Below are 22,701 nucleotides of genomic sequence, written 5' to 3'. Positions count from 1 at the left end.
AACACCGGACAAAACAAATGCGCCTGTTGGTTGGTACCAGCAGGCGCACATACACGTTCATGGGAACCAAAACTGCAACTGACTCGACTGTAGCACGGCGCCACCCAGAGCGACCGGGGATTTTCCGCTGAACAGATCACGTTTGGCGCCCCCGGCAAACGGGCAGGCGACGCCCCGCCGAAGCGGGGCGCCGCCGGTGGATCGGCCCGGGGCCGGTCCCGGGGAGGAACCGGTCCCAGGCCGATCCTGGGTCAGCCCGAGGTCAGTGCCGGCCGGCCGGCTCCGGCACGCCGTGCGTGCCCGCCAGCGGGGCCGGACCGTCGCCGTGCCCGTGGTCGGGGCTGTCGGCGTGGCCGGGCCACCAGGCGCGGTGGCCGAGCAGCGCGGTGAGCGCCGGAGTGAAGAACATCGCCATCACGAAGGCCGCCAGCACGATGCCGAAGGCCAGCGAGAAGCCGAGCTCCATGAAGAGCACGTTGCCCGCGAGCATGAAGGTCGCGAACGACGCCGCCAGGATGAAGCCGGCCGCCGCGACAGTCGGGCCGCCGTGCTTGACGGCCTCGCGGGCCGCGTCGCGCGGGTTGCGGCCCTCGCGGGCCTCCTCGCGGAGGCGGGCGATGATCAGGATGTTGTAGTCGGTGCCGATCGCCACCACGAAGAGGTAGATGAAGATCGGCAGCATGAACATCAGGCCCTGCTCGCCCTTGATGTTCTGGAACACCAGGGTGGTGGCACCGAGGGTACCGCCGAAGCCGAGGCCGACCGAGGCCATCAGGTACCACGGCGCGACCACGCTGCGCAGCTGCAGGCCCAGGATGATCATGATGAGCAAGGCCGCGATCGGGAAGACCAGCGTGTAGTCGTGCACCATCGCGGTGTTGATGTCCTTGTACACCGAGGTGATGCCGCCGACCAGGGCCTTGCTGTCCGCCGGGGCCGAGGCGTGGGCGGTGTCGCGGACCTTCTCGATGGCGTCGATGGCCTTGTTGGAGGCCGGGGCGTCGTTGAGCATCACCGTGAAGTCGGCGGTGCCGCCGTCGGCGCTGATCCCCTTCTGGGCGACCGGCGTGGTGACCGAGGCCACCCCGGAGACGCCCTGGAGCTTGCCGGCGAAGTCCGTGATCGCCGAGTCGCTGAGCTTGGCGCCGTTGGTGCTGGTCAGGTAGACGTGGCTCGGGTCGGCGGCGCCGGCCGAGAACGCGGTCATCAGCTTGTCCTGGACGACCATCGACTCCTTGCCCTTGGGCATGGAGCTGCCCGCCAGGTCGTAGGTGCCGTTGTAGTTGATGCCGGTCAGGGTCAGCAGCACCAGGACGCCGCCGGAGACCAGGGCGACCAGGCCGGGCTTCTTGCCGGTCATCCGGCCGAGCGCGGCGAAGCGGGCGTTCTTCGGCTCCTGCATCCACTTCTTGCCGGGCCAGAACACGGCCTTGGACGGGAGGACGGCGAGCACGGCGGGGGCCAGGGTCAGCGAGACCAGGGCGGTCGCGATGACCGCGATGGCCAGTGCCGGGCCGAGCGCGGTGAACATGCCCAGGCTGGACAGGATCAGCACGGCGAAGGCGACGGCGACGGCACCGGCGGCGGAGGCGATCGCCTCGCCGACCCGGCCGACGGCGTTGGCCACGGCCGTCTTGCGGTCCTCGCCCAGGCGCAGCCGCTCGCGGTAGCGGAAGGCCAGGAAGAGGAAGTAGTCCGTGCCGACGCCGAGGACCACGATGATCAGGATCGCGGAGGTCATCGGGGAGGACTTGAGGTCGAACATCTTGATCGCGTCGGCGATCAGGCCGTTGGCCACCGGCATCGCGATGACCAGCGAGAGGAGGACCGGCAGGAGTCCGGCCAGGATGCTGCGGAAGATGATTCCGACGATCAGTATGACGAGCAGCAGGCTGCCGAGCATCACGATGGCGTCGGTGGAACCGGAGGCGTCCTTCTGGTCCAGGCTGCTGGCGGCCTGGCCGCCGACCTGGAACTTCAGTCCGGAGCCGTCGGCGAGCTTGGCGCCCTCCTCACGCAGCTTCTTGGCCGCGTCGGGGAACTCGTCGGTCTGCATCTTGGTCTTGTCGATGGCGACCATGGACAGCGCGTACTTGCCGTCCTTGGACTTCGAGGCCTTGGGGTCGACCGGGATGATCTTCTCGACGGCGGGGATGTTCGCCGCGGTCAGACCGTTGACGACCTTGTCCATCGAGGCCTGGTCGGCGTCGTTCAGCGCCTGGCCGTCGTTGCGCTCGAAGAGCAGCAGCGCGGCGGGGGTGAAGCTGGACGGGAAGGCCTGCTCCTGGAGCTGCGCCGCCTGGATCGACTCGTAGTGCTTGGGCAGGAACGCGGACTCGTCCGTCTGGGAGGTGACCTTCGGGGCCGACGCGACGATGGCGAGCATCGCGACGACCCAGGCGAGGATCACCCACCACGCACGGCGAACGACGAAGTGTCCTAGTCGGTGGAACATGCTCGTGATGCCTCCTGGGCATGGTTCACCGCCGGCCCTTGGGGGACGGGACGCTGGGCGACGGCAGGACCGGCCCAGGCATGCACGGGAGGCACACCCTTGCCGGTCGGCAGGTAAGTAGGTTTGGGGCATCATCTTACGAGCACTTGCTTGCCGCCCGGCAAGGAGCCCCCGTATTCCAACCCCCGTTACGGGGCCGCCCCGAACGGCCCCGACCCAGTTTCTCCCGAGCGCAAGCCCGTTGACCTCGTGCTCCGGGTGGAGTCGCCTCCCCCTCAGGGTGGAGTTGTGCCCCCTACCCCTGAGGAGGAGTTCTCGGGGTCGGGAGGTAGGGAAAACCCCACCCCGGCCCCGAGGCAAGCCCCAGGGAAGGGTCACCCGCCAGCCGGATTACCGGCCAACCCCCGCTTCCCTACTGTCTGTTGGGACGCCGGATCCGCACCCGGCAGACAGCCGGCGGGCAACCGGCGCGGCACCGGCGACCACCGCCGCCACCGCTCCCGTCCGGCGACGACCGCTCTCCCAGGGGGGACCTCCCGTGAAGCCCGTACAGACCGGACCCGTGCAGGCCCGACCAGGCCTGGCCGCCGCCATGGGCGTCTGGAGCGCCCGGCACCGCAAGACCGCCGTCTTCGGCTGGCTGCTCTTCGTCGTGCTGGCCGCCGTGCTCGGCGGCATGCACGGCAGCACCAAGGTGACCGACGCCGAGTCGATGCCCGGGCAGGTCGCCCGGGCCGCGAGGATCCTCGACGAGGCCGGACTGACCAGCCCGGCGAGCGAGACCGTCCTGGTCCAGAGCGCCACCCGCAGCGCCGACGACCCCGACTTCCGCACGGCCGTCGGCCAGGTGGTCACCGCTGTCGACGGCACCGGCAAGGCCGCCGGGATCCGCTCGCCGTACGACACCAAGGCCGTCTCCCCGGACGGCCACTCCGCGCTCGTCCTGGTCACGCTCAAGGGCGACCGGGACACGGCCGTCGCCGAGGTGCAGTCCGTGATGGACGCGGTGGCCGGCGTGCAGAAGCAGAACCCCGGCCTGACCGTGGTCGAGCTCGGCGACGCCAGCTCCGGCAAGTGGATCCAGGACCAGTTCAAGAACGACTTCACCCGCGCCGAGTGGACCGCCGTGCCGCTCGCCCTCGGCATCCTGCTGATCGCCTTCGGCGCGCTGGTCGCCGCCGTGCTGCCGGTGGTGCTCGCCCTGACCGCCTTCGTCGCGGCCGCCGGACTGGTCGCGCTCGGCAGCGGCCTGCTGCACACCAGCGACGACGCCAGCTCGGTGATGCTGCTGGTCGGCCTCGCCGTCGGCGTCGACTACTGCCTCTTCTACCTGCGCCGCGAACGCGAGGAACGGGCCGCCGGACGCGACGCGCACACCGCGCTGACCGTGGCCGCCGCCACCAGCGGGCGGGCGGTGCTGGTCTCCGGCGTCACCGTGGTGGTCGCCATGGCCGGCATGTTCCTCACCGGGATCGGCGACTTCCGGGCGATGGCCTTCGCCACCATCCTCGTCGTGGTCACCGCCGTACTCGGCTCGCTCACCGTGCTGCCCGCGCTGCTGTCGATGCTCGGCGACCGGGTCGACAGGGGCCGGGTGCCCTTCCTCTCCCGGCTCCGCCGCCCGAACGCCGCCGGGAGCCCCGCGACCGGCGGACGGTTCTGGAACGCGGTGCTCACCCCGGTGCTCAACCGCCCGCTGGCCTCCACCCTGCTCGCCGGTGCCTTCCTGCTCGCCCTGGCCGCGCCGCTGCTCACCATGCACACCGCCAACCTGACCTTCCAGCAGCAACTGCCCCGCGGCAACGAGCTGGTCGCCGCCTCACAGAAGATCGAGGCCGCCTTCCCCGGCAGCCCGGCCCCCGCCACCGTCGTCATCAAGGCAACGGACATCGGCTCCCCCGCGATGACCGCCGCGATCGCCGACCTCAAGGCCAAGGCGCTGGCCAGCGGACGGATGCACGGCCCGATCGAGGTCGCCGTGCACGCCGACCGGAACGTCGCCACCGTCGACATCCCGCTCGACGGCACCGGCAACGACGCCACCAGCAACGACGCGCTGAAGACCCTGCGCGAGGACCTGGTGCCCTCGACCGTCCTCAAGGTGCCGGGCACCGAGGCCCCGGTCACCGGAAGCACCGCCGGCTCGTACGACTTCAACGCCACGATGACCGGCTCGATGCCACTGGTCTTCGGCTTCGTGGTCGCCTTCGCCTTCCTGCTGATGCTCACCTCCTTCCGCTCGCTCGCCGTGGCCGGCACCGCCGTGGTGCTCAACCTGCTCTCGGTGGGCGCCGCGTACGGGGTGCTGACACTGGTCTTCCAGCACGGCGTGGGCGCCTCGCTGCTGGGCACCGCCGGCGTCGGCGCGGTGGAGTCCTGGGTGCCGCTGTTCCTCTTCGTCATCCTCTTCGGGCTCTCGATGGACTACCACGTCTTCGTGGTCTCCCGGATCAAGGAGGGCCACGACCGCGGCCTGCCGACCCGGGCCGCGATCGCCCACGGCATCCGCTCCACGGCCGGGGTGGTCACCAGCGCCGCGGTGATCATGGTGGCGGTGTTCGCGGTCTTCGGCACCCTGTCCATGCAGGCGATGAAGCAGATGGGCGTGGGCCTGGCGGTCGCGGTGCTGATCGACGCGACGGTGATCCGCGCGGTGCTGCTCCCCTCCGTGATGAGCCTGCTCGGCGACCGCAACTGGTACCTGCCGCGCTGGCTGAACTGGCTGCCGGACCTCTCGCACCGCGAGTCCGTCCCACCGCTGGGCACCGCGACCGCCCTGCACGGGCAGCCCGCCGCCCCCGCCGAGGGCACCGCCCGGCACCGGCGGGTCGAGGCCTGAGCCGCCACCGGTGACGCGCACCACGCCGGGCCCCGCCACGCGCGGGGCCCGGCGCCCGTGCGTCATGATGATCACCGTCCGGGGTCCCCCGGGTGAACCCCGCCGGAACGGAGCCCCCTCATGATCCCCTTCGACGAGGGCCGCGCCCGGCTGCTGCTCGCCCACGCCTGCGAGTCCGCCGACCTGCCCGGCTCCGGCGACGCCCGGCTGCTCGCACTCGGCGAGAACGCCGTCTTCGACCTCGGCGACCCGGCCGTGGTCGCCAAGGTCGGCCGCGGCCCCGAGCTGTACGACCGGGCGCACCGCGAGCTGACCGTCGCCCACTGGCTGGCCGGACAGGGCGTCCCGGTGGTGCGCCCGTACGACGCGGTCGCACCCGAACCGCAGCTCGCCGACGGGCACCCGGTCACCTTCTGGCACCGGCTCGCGCCCGCCGTCCGCCCCGCCCGCCCGGTCGACCTCGCCCCGCTGCTGCGCACCCTGCACCGGCTGCCGGTGCCGCCCGTCCCGCTCGGCCGGCGCGACCTGCTCGCCCCGGTGGAGCGCTGGCTGGCCTCCGCCGAGGGCCACGTCGCCCCGGCGGACGTCGCCTTCCTGCGCCACCGCAGGGACGCCTTCGAAGCCGCCCTGCCCGACCTCGCCCCGCGGCTGCACCCCGGGGTGATCCACGGCGACGCGCTGCCGCGCAACGTCCACGTCGGCCCGGACGGGCCGGTCCTGCTCGACCTCGAGTTCGTCGCCAACGACCTGCGGGAGCACGACCTGGTGGTCCTCGCACTCGCCCACGACCGCTACAGCGTGCCCGACGAGGAGTACCGCGCGTTCACCGAGGCGTACGGCTGGGACGTGCGCGACTGGCCCGGCTTCACCGTGCTGCGCGGCGCCCGGGAGACCGCCAGCGCCTCCTGGGTGGCGCAGCAGGCGGCGAGCAACCCGGCCGCGCTCGCGGAGTTCCGGCGGCGCGTCGACTCGCTGCGGAGCGGGGCCACCGAGGTGCGCTGGTACCCGTTCTGACGGCGGCCCGACCGGCCTCGACCGGCTGAGGTGAGGAGCCCGGTACCCCGATCGGCGGGCGGACGCCAACCGGTACGGGTGTGAGAAGGCTCTTAGAGCGCCGCGGTCCGGCGTGCAACCGGGCCACGTACGCTCGGCGTCCTATCGGACAGTCATCCTGACCCGAGAGATCGGCACCGCACTCGCACCTCAGGAGCCGCCGCCATGCACCGGAACGCCCACCGGACCACCCTCCGCCCCTCCGCCCCGACCCACCCGTCCCGCTCCCGGCGCCGGCTGATCGCGGGCTGCGTCGCGGTGGCCGCCGTCCTGGGACTGACCGCGTGCGGAACCGCCAGCGGGGCGCTGCAGCCACCGGGCGCCACGGCCCAGACCGGCACACAGCCGCCGATGGCCGCCCAGCCGAACGGGACGGCGGCGACCACCATCGCACCGACGCCCGGCTCCGACGGAATGCCGCCGGTCGCAGGCTCCTCCGGGTCCACCGGCTCCTCCGTGTCGTCCGCTCCGGCCGCGTCGTCCGCACCGGCGAAGCCGCGCACGCCCAAGCCGGCAGACCCCTCCTCCCCCGCCGCACCGGCCACACCCGCGGCGCCGGCCACACCCGCCGCACCGGCCTCCCCCGCCGCGGCCTCCTCGCCCGCCGCGCCGCGGGCCACCCCGCCCGAGCACCCCGGGGCGGGCACCGTGATCGGCTCCACCGCCTCCGGCGGCCGCACCGTCGCGCTCACCTTCGACGACGGCCCCGGCCCCGCGACCGGCCAGATCCTCGACCTGCTCGCCCAGTACCACGCCAAGGCCACCTTCTGCGAGATCGGCCAGAACGCCGCCGCCAACCCGGCCACGGTCAAGCGCGTCCTGGCCGCCGGGCACCGGCTCTGCGACCACAGCGTCCACCACCCGCAGCCCTTCGCGAAGCTCCCGCACGACAAGGCCGTGTACGAGATCACCGCGGCCCGGGACATGATCGTCCAGGCCGGCGGCCCGGGCACCCAGGTCGACTGGTTCCGCGCCCCGGGCGGCGGCTTCAACGCCGACAACGAGCAGATCACCGCGAGCCTGGGAATGGGCTCGCTCGGCTGGACCGTCGACCCGCGCGACTGGTCCCGCCCCGGCGTGCCCGCCATCGTCTCCACCGTGCAGAAGCAGCTCAAGCCCGGCGGCGTGATCCTCATGCACGACGGCGGCGGCGATCGCAGCCAGACCGTGGCCGCGCTCAAGCAGCTGCTGCCCTGGCTGGTCGCCCAGGGGTACACCTTCGACTTCCCTGCGGCCTGACGGACCGTACCCCTAGGGTGTGCGGCGTGACCGACACCCGCCCGACCCCCGCCGAACTCGTCGCCGCCGTACCGGGGCTGGCCCCGTACCTGCGGCCCGCCACCCTGCTCCACCCGTACGCCGCGACGCCCGACCCGCAGGCGAGCCGGATCGGCGGCCCCGCGCTCTGGCCGGCCGACGAACCCTGGCCGCACTGCACCGCCGGGCACCTGGAGGACGAGTACCAGGACGTCTCCGCCGCCGACCGCGCGATCTGGGAGGACATCGACCGCGCGGTGCGCGAGCGCACCCGGGCCGGCGGCCCCGCGCACGTCTTCACTTCGGCGGAAGCCGCCGAGCAGCGCCGGATCATGGGCGACGGCCGCTCCCTCGACCTGGTCAACTGGCGCACCCACCGCATGGTCCCCGAGCGGCCGGCCGCCGGAACGGCCATGGTGCCGCTCGTCCACCTCCGGGCCGAGGACGCCCCGCACCTGCCCTGGCCGGACGGCACCGACCGGCTCCAGGTGATCTGGTGCCCCAACGACCACGACGACCTCCCGAACACGCGCTACTACTACGGCCCGAACGTCGAACTCCACTGGCAGCGCGCCGCCGACCTCGCCCCGGCCACACCCCCGGCACCCCGCCGCAGCGACAAGACGTACCTGCCGACCCCGTGCGCGCTGCGCCCCGAGCAGGTCCGGGACCTGCCCGACCAGGACGAGCTGCCCAGCGAACTCCACGACGCAGCCGAGGAGTTCGCGCAGCGGCACGGCATCGAGTACCACCGCTTCCTGTCCTGCGCGGAGGGCTGGAAGGTCGGCGGCTGGCCGTCCTGGCACTCCACCGACCTGGTCCGGGAGGACCGAGCCGACCCGGAGCGATCGGAACTGGGCCTTTCTGAGGACTCTCCGCCGCGGGCAGATCGCCACCGGCACGGTCACCAAGATCCTCGACGTCGACCTGGTGCGCGAGCGCGTGCCGCTGTCCCTGAAGGCCTTGCAGGAGGACCCGATGTCGCCGTTCGTACGGCAGGTCGGCCGGACGGTGACCGACGCGGTCACCGACTCCGGGGAATGAGCGGCCAGGCCGGCTCGACGACTGCCGTCGGATCCGCGGTACGCCGCAGATAGGCCTGGAGGGAGACCGACTGCTCAGCCGCCGCACGCACCTGAAGGTCATGCAGATCCGCCAGCGGCATCAGGCCCACGGGCTGGTGCTTCTCACCCATGCGCCGCACCACGCGGGCGGCGGCCACGGCATCGGCCCTCGCGTTGTGCGCGTCATCGAGCGACACCCCGTAGTGCGCACACAACGCGTGGAGGGCCCGCTTGCCCTTCCGGTACTTGTCGATGTGCTTGTCGATCACCAGCGGATCGATGACGGGCGAAGGCACACCACCCAGCCGCGCACTGATCGACTCGACCCCGTGCCGCCGACACTCGCGGTCCAGCAGTGACAGGTCGTAGCGTGCGTTCATCACCACCAGAGGCGTCCCCGTGCGCAGCCCCTCGACGACGACCTGCACGATCTCCTCGATGGCCGAGGCAGCCGGCGCCCCGTGCTCGCGGGCGTGTTCCGTCGAGATGCCATGGATCGCCGATGCCTGCTCGGGTATGGCTACCCCGGGATTCAGCAGCCAGGTCCGCTCGGCCGAGACGGCCCCGGCCGATTCCAGGCGCACGACCGCCGCCGTCACGATGCGGTCGGTCTCGACGTCGGTGCCCGTGGTCTCCAGGTCGAAGGCCACCAAGGGCCCACTGATCCAGCTCATCACGCGGCCCTCGTTCCGGCGTGGGCTGCCGGCCGGCGCCGTGCCTCGCCATGAGACACCCGAGCGGCCCCGACCGTGTCCACGAGCGCGGCCGTGACGATGCGCTCCACGGCCGGGTCGGTGCCCGTGGTCTCCAGGTCGAAGCCGACCAGTGGCTGCTGCCACCAGCTCATCAGGTGTGTCCTTCCGTCCTACCGCTCGAAACAGCCCCTATCATCACCCGCCCCACCGACAACCCGACCCACGGGCCGCCCGCTCCCCCTGCCCGGCGGGCCCGGGCTGCTCCTCGGGCAAGAACGCAGGAGCCACCCATGAGCACTGCCCCGAACCTGCCCGGGTGCCCCCTTACCGGCCGGACGAGTCCCACCCGCTGCGGACGATCAGAGACGCGCCAGCGAGGGCGCCGGGCCGTGGGCATCTCGGATGACTACCGGCCGCCGGCCGTCCGGCCTACGGAGGCCTGAGGCCGGTCGCCGACGAATCGTTACTGCCTCAGGCGGCGGGCCTCGGCGAGGACGTCGGCGTCCAGGTCCTCCCGAGTGCGCGTGCCGTAGTCGAGCATGTCGTACTCGTCGTCGAGGCACGAGAGCGGGTCGGACTCGTCGAGCTGGTGCCCCCAGCGCTGGTGCACGACGCGGGTCAGCTCCCGGGGCGTCAGCTCCCCGTCCAGGCAGCGCGCGGCGAGCGCCCGCAGCGCGGCCTCGTCGGCGGAGCGGCTCCCGTTGGGGTGGAAGTCCAGGCCCTGTTCGGCCAGCGCCGGGGGCAGCAGCGCGTCCAGGTCGGTGACGGCGTCGGCGTACTCGCAGGCGGCCAGTTCGCGCAGGGCCGGCCCGTCGAGTCCGACGACCAGGGCCTCGCAGGCCGCGTCGATCACGGTGCGGCCGGGGGCGGCGCCGGTGCTCCAGAGGGCTGCCCAGTCCTGGAGCCGGGTGCGCGCCTGCTCCGGGGTGGTCGCGGGGGTGGGTTCGGGGGCGGGGCGGTGCATGTGGACGTCGATCGGGTCCTCGTGGACGACGGTGAAGCCGTGCCGCTCGTACAGCCGCTGGGCGGCGCTGCCCCGCAGGACGACGAGGCGCACCGGCTCTCCGGCGGCGTCGGCCTCGGCGAGGAGCCGGCGCAGCACGGCGGTGCCGAGGCCGCGGCCCTGGAGGTGCGGGGCCAGGTAGAACAGTTCCAGGTGGCGCCCGCCCTGCTCGTCGGGGCGGACGGTGACGGAGCCGGCGAAGGCGCCCTCGACCAGCAGCACGGACGTCCACCTGGTGGAGAAGGAGTCCGCCACCCGCCGGCGGGAGCGGTCCGGGTCCCAGCGGCCGAGGCGTTCCAGGTCGGCGCGCATGACCTGGTCCTTGAGGTCGGTGATGCGTTCGAGGTCGTCGAACGCGGCGGGTTCCAGGGTCCACGCGGGAAGGCTGTTCACGGTCCGCAGTCTGGCAGCCACCGCACCCCGTGGACCAGCGGTTATCTCACGACGCGGGCCTCACGGCGGGGGCCTCACGACACGGGCCGGGAGTCCGCCCAGACCCCTTCGAACTCCTCGCGGTAGACCTCCAGCAGTCCCGGCTCGGTGCCGCCGGGCTGCTGGCCGGCGCCGCCGCGCAGTACCAGCGCCGGGGACTCCATGCCGCGGGCGCGGCGCAGGTAGGGCTGGATGACGCCGAGGTCGCGGCCCTGTCGGCGGCCGCCGGCCTGGCCGGTGGTCCGGGGGCCCTCGACCAGGTAGGCGGTGAAACGCGGGGTCTCGTCGAAGACCCGGATCTCGAAGCCGCCCTGGTCGCGCAGCCGGGCCCGGACCCGCCGTACGTGCATGATGTTCATCTCGATCGAGCGGGACAACTCGTTGCGCCCGAGACCGAGTTCGCGTTCACGGCGGCGTACCGCGCTGCTCGCCGGGTTGAGGAAGAGCAGCCGGACCCGGCAGCCCTCCCCGGCCAGCCGCACCAGGCGCTTGCCGGTGTAGTTCTGACAGAGCATGCCGAGGCCGATGCCGAGCGCGTCGAGTCGTCGGGCACCGTCCAGGAGGTCCTCCACCGGAAGGTCGCGCTGCAGCCGGACACGGTCGGCGTGCACCGCGACCACGTCCGCGTACCGGCCGGCCACCAGGGACTCCACGACGTCGGCGGGCACCCCGCCCGCGCCGCCGTCCAGGACGGCCAGCAGCCGGGCGGCGGCCCGCTCGGTCTGGGCCAGGACGGTCTGGGTGAGCACCCGGTTGCGGGAGACCACGTGCCGGGCCACTTCCAGCTCGTCCAGGGCGAGTTCGATCTCGCGGCGGTCGGCGAGGTACGGCTCGAAGCAGGGCCAGTGCTGGACCATCAGCTCGCGCAGCTGGGGCAGGGTGAGGAAGACCAGCGGGTCGTCGTCGGCCGGGTCGAGCAGGTAGCCCTTGCGGCGGCTGACCTCGCGCACGGCCCCGGCCCGGTGTGCCCATTCCTCGCCGGCCGGTCCGGCGGCGGCGGTGACCCAGTCCTCGCCGTGGGCGGGGGCGTAGATGGGGTGCAGGACTTCGTCCACCAGGGAGCGCAGCCGCTGTTCGACCAGGTTGAGCCAGACGTAGGCGCGGCCGGACAGCCGCACCCGCTGGTAGGCGTCCTCCCATTCGGCGGCGGACCAGGCCAGTGCGGGTATCTCGACGGGGCCGCTCTGGGCGGGGACCAGCGCGCGGCCGGTCAGGGTGGGGCGCATGACCACCGTGGGCGCCTCGCTGCGGGCCCCGACCCGGTGGGGGCCGTCGGGCCCGGGGCCACGGCCGCCGGCGGGGAACACCATGCGCCACCTCATCTGGTTGCTGCTCGTTCTGCCCCGGGGCCGTCGACTGTCCGCTGACTGTCCGTCGGCAGTGCGCCGGGTCGGCCGGGGCGGCCGGACGATCAAGGGTACTGCCCGCCGCGAGCCGACCGCAGCCGGATGCTCGAGGGCTCCGCCCGCACCACTGGTCCGCACCACCCGCACCACTCTTCACAGGAATGCCCGCCGGACACTCGTTCGGACCAACCCGGGCCGGTTCTCCCGGCCCCCGGGGAAGGGCTCGGGAAGTATGCGGGCTGTGCCGTGCGTCACGGCGCACGAGCACCGCACATGCCCGGCCGCCCGGCCGGGCAGGAGAGCGTCCGAGTCCGGGCAGTCCGTCGGACTTATTGTCGGACCACATGTCAGTTTCCATAGGCAGCAAGGAAGTTGAGGAGTCATGCAGGTCTGGCCTGGTACGCCCTACCCGCTCGGCGCCACCTACGACGGGGCCGGCACCAACTTCGCCGTGTTCTCCGAGAGCGCCGACCGCATCGAGCTGTGCCTGCTCGACGAGGACGGCTCCGAGACCGCCGTCGAGCTGCGCGAGACGGACGCCTTCGTCCGGCACGCCTACCTCCCGGGCATCCAGCCCGGCCAGCGCTACGGCTTCCGCGTGCACGGCCCGTACAACCCGGGCCTCGGCCAGCGGCACAACAGCGCCAAGCTGCTCCTGGACCCGTACGCCAAGGCGATGAGCGGGAACATCGACTGGGACGAGTCGGTCTACGGATACCACTTCGGCGCACCCGAGCGCCGCAACGACCTCGACTCCGCCCCGCACACCATGCACTCGGTGGTGATCAACCCGTACTTCGACTGGGGCACCGACCGCCCGCCGCGCACCGACTACCACCGCACCGTCATCTACGAGGCCCACGTCAAGGGCCTCACCCGGCTGCACCCGGGCATCCCCGAGGAGATCCGCGGCACCTACGCGGGCCTGGCCCACCCGGCGGTGATCGAGCACCTGGCCAAGCTCGGTGTCACCGCGATCGAGCTGATGCCGGTGCACCAGTTCGTCCGCGACCACCGGCTGCGCGACCTCGGCCTGGCCAACTACTGGGGCTACAACACCATCGGCTTCTTCGCCCCGCACTCCTCCTACTCCTCCACCGGCGACCGCGGACAGCAGGTGCAGGAGTTCAAGTCGATGGTCAAGGCCCTGCACGCGGCCGGGATCGAGGTGATCCTGGACGTCGTCTACAACCACACCGCCGAGGGCAACCACCTCGGCCCGACGCTCTCGCTGCGCGGCCTGGACAACGTCTCCTACTACCGCCTTGCCCAGGACCAGCGCTTCTACGAGGACACCACCGGCACCGGCAACAGCCTGCTGATGCGCAGCCCGCACGTGCTCCAACTGATCATGGACTCGCTGCGCTACTGGGTCACCGAGATGCACGTGGACGGCTTCAGATTCGACCTCGCCGCCACCCTCGCCCGGCAGTTCCACGAGGTCGACCGGCTCTCCTCGTTCTTCGACCTGGTCCAGCAGGACCCGGTGGTCTCCCAGGCCAAGCTCATCGCCGAGCCCTGGGACCTCGGCGAGGGCGGCTACCAGGTCGGCAACTTCCCGCCGCTGTGGACGGAGTGGAACGGCATGTACCGGGACACCGTGCGCGACCTGTGGCGCGGCGAGAACGCCACCCTCGCCGAGTTCGGCTCCCGGCTCACCGGCTCCTCCGACCTCTACCAGGACGACGGCCGCCGCCCGATCGCCTCCATCAACTTCGTCACCTGCCACGACGGCTTCACCCTGCGCGACCTCGTCTCCTACAACGACAAGCGCAACCAGGCCAACGGCGAGGACAACCGCGACGGCGAATCCTTCAACCGCTCCTGGAACTGCGGCGTCGAGGGCCCCACCACCGACCCGGCCGTCGAGGAACTGCGCGCACGCCAGCAGCGCAACTTCATCGCCACCCTGATGCTCTCCCAGGGCGTGCCGATGCTCTCCCACGGCGACGAACTCGGCCGCACCCAGCTGGGCAACAACAACACCTACTGCCAGGACAACGAGCTCAGCTGGGTGCACTGGCCCGAGGACGACGGGCCGCAGGCACGGCTGCTGGAGTTCACCCAGGGGATGATCTGGCTGCGCCGCGACCACCCGGTGTTCCGGCGGCGGCGGTTCTTCCACGGGCGGCCGGTGTCGGGGCCGTCGTCGGTGTCCGAGCCGTCGGGGGCCGGGCGCTCGGGGGCCGGGCGGCCGGGCTCCGGACAGTCGGGGTCCGGGCGGCCCGGTGCGGGGGCGCCGGCCTCCGGCGGCTTCGACGACCTCACCGACATCGCCTGGTTCACCCCGACCGGCGAGGAGATGACCAAGCGCAACTGGGGCGCCAGCTACGCCAAGTCGCTGACCGTCTTCCTCAACGGCTACGCGATCTCCGAGCCGGACCGGCGCGGTGGGCGCATCGTCGACGACTCCTTCCTGCTGATGTTCAACGCCCACTTCGAGCCGCTGGAGTTCACCGTGCCCGCCGACCACGGGCAGGAGTGGCAGCTCGTGGTCGACACCGCGCAGGCCCGGCTGCCCGCCCGGGGCACGGGGGCGCGCGTCAAGGCGGGCGACACGCTGTGGCTCATCGACCGCTCACTGATGGTGCTGCAGCGGCCGGCGTAGCGAGACTCCCCGAACGGCGGCGGTCGCCCCTCCGCGACGGTGACGGTCACCGACCGCGAACGCTGACGGTCACCGTCCGCGAACGGCGGTGGTCACCTGTTCGGGTCAGCAGCGGGTCTTGGCGGCGGGCTCCCCCGGGTACCTATGGAGCTATGACCTCCGCCGCCGAGCCCGCGCAGTCCCGCCCGGCCGCCACCCCTCCCGGCGGCACGCCCACCGCCAGCTACCGCCTCCAGCTCCAGCCCGGCTTCACCCTCCACGACGCCACCGCCGCCGTCCCCTACCTGGCCGCCCTCGGCGTCTCCCACCTGCACCTCTCCCCGCTGCTGGAAGCCGCCCCCGGCTCCACCCACGGCTACGACACCGTCGACCACACCCGGATCAGCGAGCAGCTCGGCGGCGAGGCCGCGCTGCGCGCACTGGCCGCCGAAGCGCACCGACACGGACTGCGCCTGATCGCCGACGTGGTGCCCAACCACATGGCCGTGCCCGTCCCGGAGCGGCTCAACCGCCCGCTCTGGCAGGTGCTGCGCGACGGGCCCGACTCGCCGTACGCCCGCTGGTTCGACATCGACTGGACCGCCCAGCCCGGCCCCGCCGACGCCCCCGGGCGCGGCCGGGTCCTGCTGCCCCTGCTCGGCGACCGGCTCGGCACCGTCCTGGACCAGCTCACCGTCGACGGCGAGACCCTGCGCTACCACCGGCACGAGCTGCCGCTGCGCCCCGGCACCGAGGCCCTGCCGCTGCCCGAGCTGCTCGCCCGCCAGTGGTACCGGCTCGCCTGGTGGCGCCTGGCCCGCACCGAGCTCAACTACCGGCGCTTCTTCACCGTCAACGAGCTGATCGCCCTCCGCGTCGAGGACCCCGAGGTGTTCGCCGCCACCCATGCCGTGCTGCTGGGCCTGCACGCCGACGGCGTCCTGGCCGGCTTCCGGATCGACCACCCGGACGGGCTCGCCGACCCGCGCGGCTACCTGCACCGCCTCGCAGCGGCCACCAGCCGGGCGGGGGCCACCGGCGGGGCGTACGTCGTGGTCGAGAAGATCCTCACCGGCGAGGAGCGGCTGCCCCAGGACTGGCCGGTCGCCGGCACCACCGGCTACGACGCGCTGCGCCGCATCGACGGCGTGCTCACCGACCACGCGGGCGCCTGCCGGCTGGCCGGGGCCTACGAGTCGTTCCTGCGCGACCCCTCCCCGCACGGCGGCCCCGCCCGGGACCTGTGCGAGGACCCGCACCCGGCGATCGCCGCCGCCCGGCGCGGGCGGGCCGACATGACCCGACCGGACGGCGAGCTCGCCGCCGAGGTCGAGCGGCTGGTGCGGATCGCCCTGCGGATCGGCGCCGCCGAGCCCGCGCACGCCGACCACTCACCCTGGCAGCTGCGCGCCTCGCTCGGGCGGCTGCTCACCGGCTACCCCGCCTACCGGCCGTACGCCCGGCCCGGCGAACAGGTGCCCACCGCCTCGGCGCAGCAGCTGCGGGCGGCCCTGGACGGCTCCGCCGACCCCACCGACCGGCTGGTGGCCGCACTGGCGCTCGGCGAGCTGGGGCGCGGCGCTGACCAGGACGAGTTCTGCGTGCGCTTCGCCCAGACCGCCGCTGCGGTGGCCGCCAAGGGCGTCGAGGACACCGCCTTCTACCGCTGGAACGCGCTGCCCGGCCTCAACGAGGTCGGCGGCGATCCCGCCCGGCCCGGGCTGCGCCCGGCGGACTTCCACGACTGGTGCCGCCGGCAGGAGCGTGACTGGCCGCACGGCATGACCGTGCTCTCCACCCACGACACCAAGCGCAGCGCCGACGCCCGTGCCCGGCTCGCCGTCCTCGCCGAGCAGCCGGAGGTGTGGGCCGCCGAGGCCGCCGCCTGGTCCACCGCAGCCGGGCTCCCGGCTGTCGGGCCCGGCGCTGCCGGGATGGGCGTTCCCTGGCCCGCCGCTCCCGGGCCCGGCGCTTCCGGGCCCGGCACTTCCGGCCTCGACCGCGACGCCGACTGGCTGCTCTGGCACACCCTGGTCGCCGCCTGGCCGATCACCCCGGACCGGCTGGTCGCGGCCCTGCTCAAAGCGGTCCGCGAAGCCAAGCTGCACACCTCCTGGACCGAGCCCGACCCGCGCTACGAGCGGGCGCTGGAGGAGCGGGCCCGCGCCGTCTTCGGCAACCCCGGGCTGCTCCCCCGGATCGAGGGCACGGTGCACGCCCTCGCCCCGTACGCCCGCTCCAACACCCTGGCCGCCGCCCTCCTCCACCTCACCGTGCCGGGCGTGCCCGACCTCTACCAGGGCAGCGAGGAGCCGCTGTACACCCTGGTGGACCCGGACAACCGGGGCGTGGTGAACCTCGGCGCGCTCGCCGTCCGGCTCACCGACTCGGCCACGGCGCGCCCCGGCGACCTCGCCCGCGAGAAGCTGCACCTCACCACCCGCGCACTGCACCTGCGCCGCTCCCGCCCGCTCGGCCCGTACCGGCCGCTGCCCGGCGTGGGCCTCTCCAGCGACCACCTGCTGGCCTTCGCCCGCGGGAACGACGTGGTCACCGCCGTCACCCGGCTGCCGTACGGGCTGGAGCGGGCGGGCGGCTGGCGGGACACCGTGCTGGAGCTGCCACCGGGCGGACCGTGGACGGACGAGCTGACGCTGCGGAGCTTCCCGGCGGGCCCGGTGCCGGTCGCCGAGCTGCTGGCGGCCCTGCCGGTGGCGCTGCTGACGAGGAGGGGCTGATGCCGGCCGACGAGGCGCGGGCCAAGGAGGATCGGGTCGACGTGGTGCGGGTCGAGGAGGTGCGGACGTACGAGGTATGGGCGCCCAACGCCGCTTCCCGCGTCCGCGTCGAAGTCGACGGCGTGCCGCACGAGTTGGACCGCTGCACCGACCGTGACGGCTGGTGGTCCGGCGAGGCACCGGCGGGCGACTACGCCTTCCGCCTCGACGGCGGCCCGCCGCTGCCCGACCCCCGTTCGGCGTGGCAGCCGCACGGCCCGGACGGCCCGAGCCGGCCGGTGGACCACACCGCGTTCCGCTGGTCCCGGACCGGCTGGCGCGGCCGCGCACTGCCCGGAGCGGTGCTGTACGAGCTGCACATCGGCACCTTCACCGCGCGCGGCACCTTCGACGCCGCCGCCGAACACCTGGACCACCTCGTCGAGTTGGGCGTCGACTTCGTCGAGCTGATGCCGGTCTGCCCGTTCCCCGGCAAGCACGGCTGGGGCTACGACGGGGTCTCGCTCTGGGCCGTCCACGAGCCCTACGGCGGGCCCGAGGGGCTCAAGCGCTTCGTCGACACCGCCCACCGCAAGGGCCTCGGCGTGGTGCTGGACGTCGTCCACAACCACCTCGGCCCGTCCGGCAACTACCTGCCGTCCTTCGGGCCGTACTTCACCGACCGGCACCACACCCCGTGGGGCTCCGCGGTGAACCTGGACGCGCCCGGCTCGGACGAAGTCCGCGCGTACCTGATCGGCAGCGCGCTGGCCTGGCTGCGCGACTACCGCATCGACGGCCTGCGGCTGGACGCCGTGCACGCCCTCGCGGACGACCGCGCGGTCCACTTCCTCGAAGAACTCTCGTACGAGGTCCAGAAGTTGGCGGTCGCGACGAACCGCCCGCTGTTCCTGATCGCCGAGTCCGACCTCAACACCCCGCGCACCACCACCCCGCGCGAGGCCGGCGGCCAGGGCCTCGGCGCCCAGTGGAGCGACGACTTCCACCACGCCCTGCACTGCGCGCTCACCGGCGAATCCCAGGGCTACTACGGGGACTTCGCGCGCGAACCGCTCGCCGCCATCGCCAAAACCCTCACCCGGGGCTTCTTCCACGACGGCACCTGGTCCTCCTTCCGCGACCGCAGCCACGGACGCCCGTTCCCGGCGGGCGAGGGACACCGGCTGCTCGGCTACCTGCAGACCCACGACCAGATCGGCAACCGGGCGCTCGGAGACCGCCTCTCCACCACGCTCTCCCCCGGCCGGCTCGCCTGCGGCGCCGCGCTCGTGCTCACCTCGCCGTTCACCCCCATGCTGTTCATGGGCGAGGAATGGGGCGCCGCCACCCCCTGGCAGTACTTCACCGACCACACCGACCCGGACCTCGCCGAAGCCGTCCGGCAGGGCCGACGGCGGGAGTTCGCCGAACACGGCTGGGCCGCCGACGCCGTCCCCGACCCGCAGGAGCCCGCCACCGTCCTGCGTTCCGTCCTGGACTGGACCGAGCCCCGGCGCACCCCGCACAACGAACTGCTCATCTGGTACCGGACGTTGATCCGGCTGCGACGCGAACGCCCGGAGCTCGCCGACCCCGACCTCGGCGCGGTCCGGGTGGACTTCGACGAGGAGGCGGGCTGGCTGGTGGTACACCGCGGGCCGTACCGGATCGCGGTCAACCTCGGGCCGGCCGAGGCCGCGCTGCCCCTGGGGGCCACCGGGCTCGAGGTGGTCGCGGCCTTCGGCCGAACGGTTCCCGGCGACCCGGCGGCGCCGGACGGCTCGGCGGTGCTGGACGGCTCGGCGGTGCTGGACGGCTCGGCGGTGCGGGTCGGCCCGGACGCGGTGGCCGTGGTCCTGACCGGATGATCCGCCGACTGATCCGACCGGGACCGACTCACCGGCTGATCCGCTGACTGATCCGACTGGGACCGGCTCACCCCAGGAAGGTGCCGATCCGCTCCCGCAGCGCGGGCGCGTCCAGGCCGTAGGCGGCCAGGTGTTCCGCGATCGAGCCGTAGTGCCGGTGCTCCTCGCGCGGCACGCCGAGGCCCAGCACCCGGTGCGGGCGGTCGGCCAGCGCCTCGTGCGCCTCGTTCGCCGAGGTGCCCGCCAGGTACGGCTCGACCAGCACCACGTCCGCCCGGTCGCCGATCGCCGCACGCAGCCCGGCGGCGTCGAAGGGCCGCACCGTCGCCGCGTACAGCACGGTGACGTCCAGGCCCTCGGTGGCCGCGAGCACCGCGTCCAGCATCGGCCCGACGGCCAGGACCACGCCGCGCGAGCCGGTGCGGACGGTGGTGAAGCGGCCCGGCTCGACCGCCACCGGTGCCGCGTTCTGGTGCCCGGAGAGCCGGACGTACACATTGCGGTCGCCGTCCGCATAGGCGTGGCGCAGCAGCTGCTCGGCCTCGTCCGGGTGGCCGGGGACGTGGACGGTCCAGTCGGGCAGGGTGTCCAGCAGTGCGATGTCACCCGGGGACATGTGGGTACGGCCGCCGGCCGGCCAGTCGTACGAGCCGGCCGCGCTCACCAGGACGGCGCCGACGCCCTGGTGGGTCAGGTCCAACTTGACCTGCTCGAAGGGCCGTTCGATCAGGAAGCTGGCGAAGGTGTGGGCGATGGGACGCATCCCGCTGAGCGCCAGACCGCCCGCGGCGCCGATCAGCAGCTGTTCCCGGATGCCGACGTTGACCACCCGGTCGGGGTGGCGCTCCTGGGCCGGGGTGAAGGCGGCCGCGGTGATGTCGGCGAGCACCACGGCCAGCCGGGGATCCTCGTCCAGCAGGCGGGTGGTGACGTCGACGAAGCGGTCGCGCATGGTGTCCATCGGTGGGGTTCCCTTCGGGTTCTTGCAGTCTTGGCGTGCGTGCGGCACGTACGTGCAGTACGGGGCGGGGTGGCGGTGGGCGCCGGTGGGGGCTCAGTAGCCCTTGGGCTCCACCCGGGCGACCACCACGTGCGGGCGGCCCGGGTGCTCGGCGGTGTAGGCCCGGTACAGCGCCTCGTGGTCGCGGCCGTCCACCGTCGCGGTCGACCAGCCCTCGGAGGCGAACCGCTGCGCGATGCCGCCCTGCCAGCCGTGCGTGGCCGAGGAGTTGTCGATCACCACCACGTGCAGCCGGTCCAGCCCGTACGCCCCGGCGAAGGCGACCGCCTCGTGGTTGGAGCCCTCGTCGAACTCGGCGTCGCCGACCAGCACCCACACCACCGGGTCGTCCAGGCCCTGGGCCCGCAGCCCGAGCGCCGTACCGACGCCGAGCGGCAGTCCGTGCCCGAGCGAGCCGGAGGCGATCTCCACGCCGGGGATCAGCGTGCGGTCCGGGTGGTGGCCGAGCGGCGAGTCGTAGCCGCCGAAGCTCGGCAGCACCTCGGGGTCGATGAAGCCCTTGGCCGCCAGCACCGCGTAGTACGCCATCGGGCCGTGGCCCTTGGAGAGCAGGAAGCGGTCGCGGTCCTGCTTCTCGGCGGTGGCCGGGGTGACCCGCAGCACCCGGTCGTACAGCACCCAGAGCGCGTCCAGCGTGGAGGTGGCGGCCGGGCCGTGCTTCTCGTCGCCGGTCATCAGGCCCATCAGGGCCGACAGGTCCTCGAACCGGGCCTGGGAGAGAGCCTCGGCCTTGGTCTCGGTCACGGTTTCCGCCGGTGCGTTGATCACTGCGTTCGTCGTCATGACCACGATGGTGCAACTTAAAGCCAGCTTGAGGTCAAGCGGCTACAGTGGGCTCCCATGACCGCCCATCCCGACGGCCGCCGCGCCCCCGGTCCGCACCACAGCGACCTGCTCACCATCGGCCAACTCGCCGACCGCAGCGGCCTCGCCGCGTCCGCGCTGCGCTACTACGAGAGCCTCGACCTGATCCACGCCACCCGCACCGCCGGCGGTCAACGCCGCTACACCCGCGGCACCCTGCGCCGGATCGCGTTCATCCGCGCCGCCCAGCGGGTCGGCCTCTCCCTGGACGAGGCGAGGGTCGCCCTCGACCGCCTCCCCGATCGCCCGGCGCCCAGCCGCGCCGAGTGGGGCCGGGTCGCCGAGTCCTGGCAGAGCCGCATCGACGAGCAGATCGCCGAACTCGAACGGCTGAAGGGCAAGTTGTCCGGCTGCATCGGCTGCGGCTGCCTCTCGCTGTCCCGCTGCGCCCTCTACAACGCCGGCGACCGCGCCGGAGAGACCGGCCCCGGCGCCCGCTACCTGCTCACCCGCGACCCGGCCGCCGGGCCCGAGCCGGTCTCGCCGACCGCCGACGCCTGCGGCGGCCCCCGGGAGGAGCGGTGAAAACCCTTTGCGACGCGGCCGTCGGTCTGCGTACGGTGCGCCCGTGCTGCCCCTGGTACTGACGGACGAGGAATGGGACGCGGTCGTCCCCGACGAGTCGGTGATGCGCCCCGGCGCCGAGGCGCTGTGTGCCCGGCTCGGCGTGGGCGGCCTGCCGCTGGAACGCTTCGCGGAGGGTTCCGTCCCGGTGTACGCGGTCGGCGACGAGCACGTCCTCAAGCTGTTCCCGGCCTCCGGCGCCCAGGACGGCATCACCGAGGAACGCGTCCTCGGCCGGCTGCACGGCGCGCTGCCGATCCCCACGCCGGAGGTCCGGGAGGCCGGCGCGTACGTCAACGGCTGGCGCTACATCCTGATGTCCCGGCTGCCCGGCGAAGGCCTGGCACCCGCCTGGCCGCGCATCCCGCAGCCCGACCGCGAACGGATCGCCCGCGACTGCGGCTCGGCACTCGCCGCCCTGCACGCCCTCGACCCCGAACCGCTCGCCGACGTCCTCGGCCCCGGCGACTGGCCCGCCTTCGTGGACCGCCAGCGCGCCGGAGCCGTCGCCCGCCAGCGCCGACGCGGCCTACCCGAGGCCTGGTTGGAGCAGATCCCCGACTTCCTCGCCACCGCCCCGCTCCCCTCCCCCTCCTCCCCGGCGCGCGCCCTGCTGCACACCGAGTTCATGCGCGAGCACCTCCTCACCGACCCGGCCGCCGGCCTACGCCTCACCGGCCTGATCGACTTCGAGCCCGCCATGATCGGCGACCCGGCCTACGACCTCGTCGCCGTCGGCCTCTTCACCACCCGCGCCGACCCGCACCTCCTCGGGCAGCTGCTGCGCGCCTACGGCCGTGGTTTCGAGCCCCGGCTGGTGATGGCGTACACGCTGCTCCACGTCTACAGCCACCTGCCGTGGTACCTCCGGGAGTTGAAGCCCTCGGCGCGCACGCTCGACGCGCTCGCCGAGGAGTGGTTCGGGGTCCTCTAGGG

General features: G+C 73.2%; 16 protein-coding genes. 9 read left to right on the top strand and 7 right to left on the bottom strand.

Annotated elements, in window-relative coordinates; all coding sequences use genetic code 11:
* Nucleotides 1-262 precede the first annotated feature (262 nt).
* Nucleotides 263-2,455, bottom strand: a complete 2,193-nt coding sequence (locus ACIBEC_RS13915; protein ID WP_360499191.1) for an MMPL family transporter — start codon at nt 2,453-2,455, stop codon at nt 263-265.
* Between the two features lie 592 nt (nt 2,456-3,047).
* On the opposite strand from ACIBEC_RS13915, the gene ACIBEC_RS13910 reads away from it, so the two are divergent.
* From ACIBEC_RS13910 to ACIBEC_RS13895, 4 genes are all read left to right on the top strand, one after another.
* Nucleotides 3,048-5,294 (top strand): MMPL family transporter, encoded by a 2,247-nt coding sequence (locus ACIBEC_RS13910; protein ID WP_360499398.1) that lies wholly within the window; start codon nt 3,048-3,050, stop codon nt 5,292-5,294.
* Nucleotides 5,295-5,414: 120 nt separating this feature from the next.
* Entirely contained in the window at nt 5,415-6,308 is an 894-nt protein-coding gene (locus ACIBEC_RS13905; protein ID WP_360499189.1) for an aminoglycoside phosphotransferase family protein, read from the top strand.
* 204 nt (nt 6,309-6,512) lie between these two features.
* Nucleotides 6,513-7,586: a polysaccharide deacetylase family protein gene (locus ACIBEC_RS13900; protein WP_360499187.1), complete on the top strand. Its 1,074-nt coding sequence runs from the start codon at nt 6,513-6,515 to the stop codon at nt 7,584-7,586.
* 26 nt (nt 7,587-7,612) lie between these two features.
* On the top strand, nt 7,613-8,701 hold the full coding sequence (locus tag ACIBEC_RS13895; protein WP_360499185.1) for a hypothetical protein: 1,089 nt from the start codon (nt 7,613-7,615) through the stop codon (nt 8,699-8,701).
* On the opposite strand, the gene ACIBEC_RS13890 is transcribed toward ACIBEC_RS13895, so the two are convergent.
* From ACIBEC_RS13890 to ACIBEC_RS13875, 4 genes are all read right to left on the bottom strand, one after another.
* Complete coding sequence (locus tag ACIBEC_RS13890) at nt 8,629-9,342, bottom strand: 3'-5' exonuclease (protein ID WP_360499396.1); 714 nt, start codon at nt 9,340-9,342, stop codon at nt 8,629-8,631. The genes ACIBEC_RS13895 and ACIBEC_RS13890 overlap by 73 nt on opposite strands.
* Nucleotides 9,342-9,515, bottom strand: coding sequence for a hypothetical protein (locus ACIBEC_RS13885; protein ID WP_396287925.1), 174 nt, complete (start codon nt 9,513-9,515; stop codon nt 9,342-9,344). The genes ACIBEC_RS13890 and ACIBEC_RS13885 overlap by 1 nt, the downstream gene beginning before the upstream one ends.
* A 311-nt stretch (nt 9,516-9,826) precedes the next feature.
* Nucleotides 9,827-10,759 (bottom strand): GNAT family N-acetyltransferase, encoded by a 933-nt coding sequence (locus ACIBEC_RS13880; protein WP_360499183.1) that lies wholly within the window; start codon nt 10,757-10,759, stop codon nt 9,827-9,829.
* A 74-nt stretch (nt 10,760-10,833) separates the two neighbouring features.
* Complete coding sequence (locus ACIBEC_RS13875) at nt 10,834-12,024, bottom strand: SAV2148 family HEPN domain-containing protein (protein ID WP_360499394.1); 1,191 nt, start codon at nt 12,022-12,024, stop codon at nt 10,834-10,836.
* A gap of 502 nt (nt 12,025-12,526) precedes the next feature.
* Between ACIBEC_RS13875 and glgX the strand changes: the two genes are divergently transcribed.
* The 3 genes from glgX (at nt 12,527) to treZ (ending at nt 19,316) form a co-directional block, all read left to right on the top strand.
* The gene (gene glgX / locus ACIBEC_RS13870; RefSeq protein ID WP_360499181.1) at nt 12,527-14,752 is read left to right on the top strand and encodes a glycogen debranching protein GlgX; all 2,226 of its coding nucleotides are present in this window, start codon (nt 12,527-12,529) and stop codon (nt 14,750-14,752) included.
* A gap of 152 nt (nt 14,753-14,904) precedes the next feature.
* Entirely contained in the window at nt 14,905-17,469 is a 2,565-nt protein-coding gene (treY, locus tag ACIBEC_RS13865) for a malto-oligosyltrehalose synthase (protein WP_360499179.1), read from the top strand.
* Nucleotides 17,470-17,510: 41 nt separating this feature from the next.
* Nucleotides 17,511-19,316: a malto-oligosyltrehalose trehalohydrolase gene (treZ, locus tag ACIBEC_RS13860; protein WP_396287934.1), complete on the top strand. Its 1,806-nt coding sequence runs from the start codon at nt 17,511-17,513 to the stop codon at nt 19,314-19,316.
* A gap of 67 nt (nt 19,317-19,383) precedes the next feature.
* On the opposite strand, the gene ACIBEC_RS13855 is transcribed toward treZ, so the two are convergent.
* Together ACIBEC_RS13855 and ACIBEC_RS13850 are read right to left on the bottom strand one after the other, a co-directional pair.
* Nucleotides 19,384-20,277: a transketolase C-terminal domain-containing protein gene (locus ACIBEC_RS13855; RefSeq protein ID WP_360499176.1), complete on the bottom strand. Its 894-nt coding sequence runs from the start codon at nt 20,275-20,277 to the stop codon at nt 19,384-19,386.
* A gap of 93 nt (nt 20,278-20,370) precedes the next feature.
* Nucleotides 20,371-21,120 carry a transketolase gene (locus tag ACIBEC_RS13850; protein WP_396287924.1) on the bottom strand — a complete coding sequence of 250 codons (750 nt, stop codon included), beginning with the start codon at nt 21,118-21,120 and terminating at the stop codon, nt 20,371-20,373.
* A gap of 57 nt (nt 21,121-21,177) precedes the next feature.
* On the opposite strand from ACIBEC_RS13850, the gene soxR reads away from it, so the two are divergent.
* Together soxR and ACIBEC_RS13840 are read left to right on the top strand one after the other, a co-directional pair.
* On the top strand, nt 21,178-21,726 hold the full coding sequence (gene soxR, locus ACIBEC_RS13845) for a redox-sensitive transcriptional activator SoxR (RefSeq protein WP_360499174.1): 549 nt from the start codon (nt 21,178-21,180) through the stop codon (nt 21,724-21,726).
* A 43-nt stretch (nt 21,727-21,769) separates the two neighbouring features.
* Nucleotides 21,770-22,699: an aminoglycoside phosphotransferase family protein gene (locus ACIBEC_RS13840; RefSeq protein WP_360499172.1), complete on the top strand. Its 930-nt coding sequence runs from the start codon at nt 21,770-21,772 to the stop codon at nt 22,697-22,699.
* The last annotated feature ends 2 nt before the right edge of the window (nt 22,700-22,701 follow it).

It is taken from the genome of Kitasatospora sp. NPDC051164 (assembly GCF_044455625.1).
Taxonomy (GTDB): domain Bacteria; phylum Actinomycetota; class Actinomycetes; order Streptomycetales; family Streptomycetaceae; genus Kitasatospora.
Note: the sequence above shows the minus strand (reverse complement) of the source record. Positions and strands in the feature narration are given on the sequence as shown.

What these genes read in the sequence shown, in the direction of transcription:
- ACIBEC_RS13875 (WP_360499394.1), bottom strand. Translation starts at nt 12,024, where the DNA reads ATGCGCCCCACCCTGACCGGCCGCGCGCTGGTCCCCGCCCAGAGCGGC.
- treY (WP_360499179.1), top strand. Translation starts at nt 14,905, where the DNA reads ATGACCTCCGCCGCCGAGCCCGCGCAGTCCCGCCCGGCCGCCACCCCT.
- ACIBEC_RS13900 (WP_360499187.1), top strand. Translation starts at nt 6,513, where the DNA reads ATGCACCGGAACGCCCACCGGACCACCCTCCGCCCCTCCGCCCCGACC.
- ACIBEC_RS13855 (WP_360499176.1), bottom strand. Translation starts at nt 20,277, where the DNA reads ATGGACACCATGCGCGACCGCTTCGTCGACGTCACCACCCGCCTGCTG.
- soxR (WP_360499174.1), top strand. Translation starts at nt 21,178, where the DNA reads ATGACCGCCCATCCCGACGGCCGCCGCGCCCCCGGTCCGCACCACAGC.
- ACIBEC_RS13890 (WP_360499396.1), bottom strand. Translation starts at nt 9,342, where the DNA reads ATGAGCTGGATCAGTGGGCCCTTGGTGGCCTTCGACCTGGAGACCACG.
- ACIBEC_RS13850 (WP_396287924.1), bottom strand. Translation starts at nt 21,120, where the DNA reads ATGACGACGAACGCAGTGATCAACGCACCGGCGGAAACCGTGACCGAG.
- ACIBEC_RS13885 (WP_396287925.1), bottom strand. Translation starts at nt 9,515, where the DNA reads ATGAGCTGGTGGCAGCAGCCACTGGTCGGCTTCGACCTGGAGACCACG.
- ACIBEC_RS13910 (WP_360499398.1), top strand. Translation starts at nt 3,048, where the DNA reads ATGGGCGTCTGGAGCGCCCGGCACCGCAAGACCGCCGTCTTCGGCTGG.
- ACIBEC_RS13915 (WP_360499191.1), bottom strand. Translation starts at nt 2,455, where the DNA reads ATGTTCCACCGACTAGGACACTTCGTCGTTCGCCGTGCGTGGTGGGTG.
- ACIBEC_RS13905 (WP_360499189.1), top strand. Translation starts at nt 5,415, where the DNA reads ATGATCCCCTTCGACGAGGGCCGCGCCCGGCTGCTGCTCGCCCACGCC.
- glgX (WP_360499181.1), top strand. Translation starts at nt 12,527, where the DNA reads ATGCAGGTCTGGCCTGGTACGCCCTACCCGCTCGGCGCCACCTACGAC.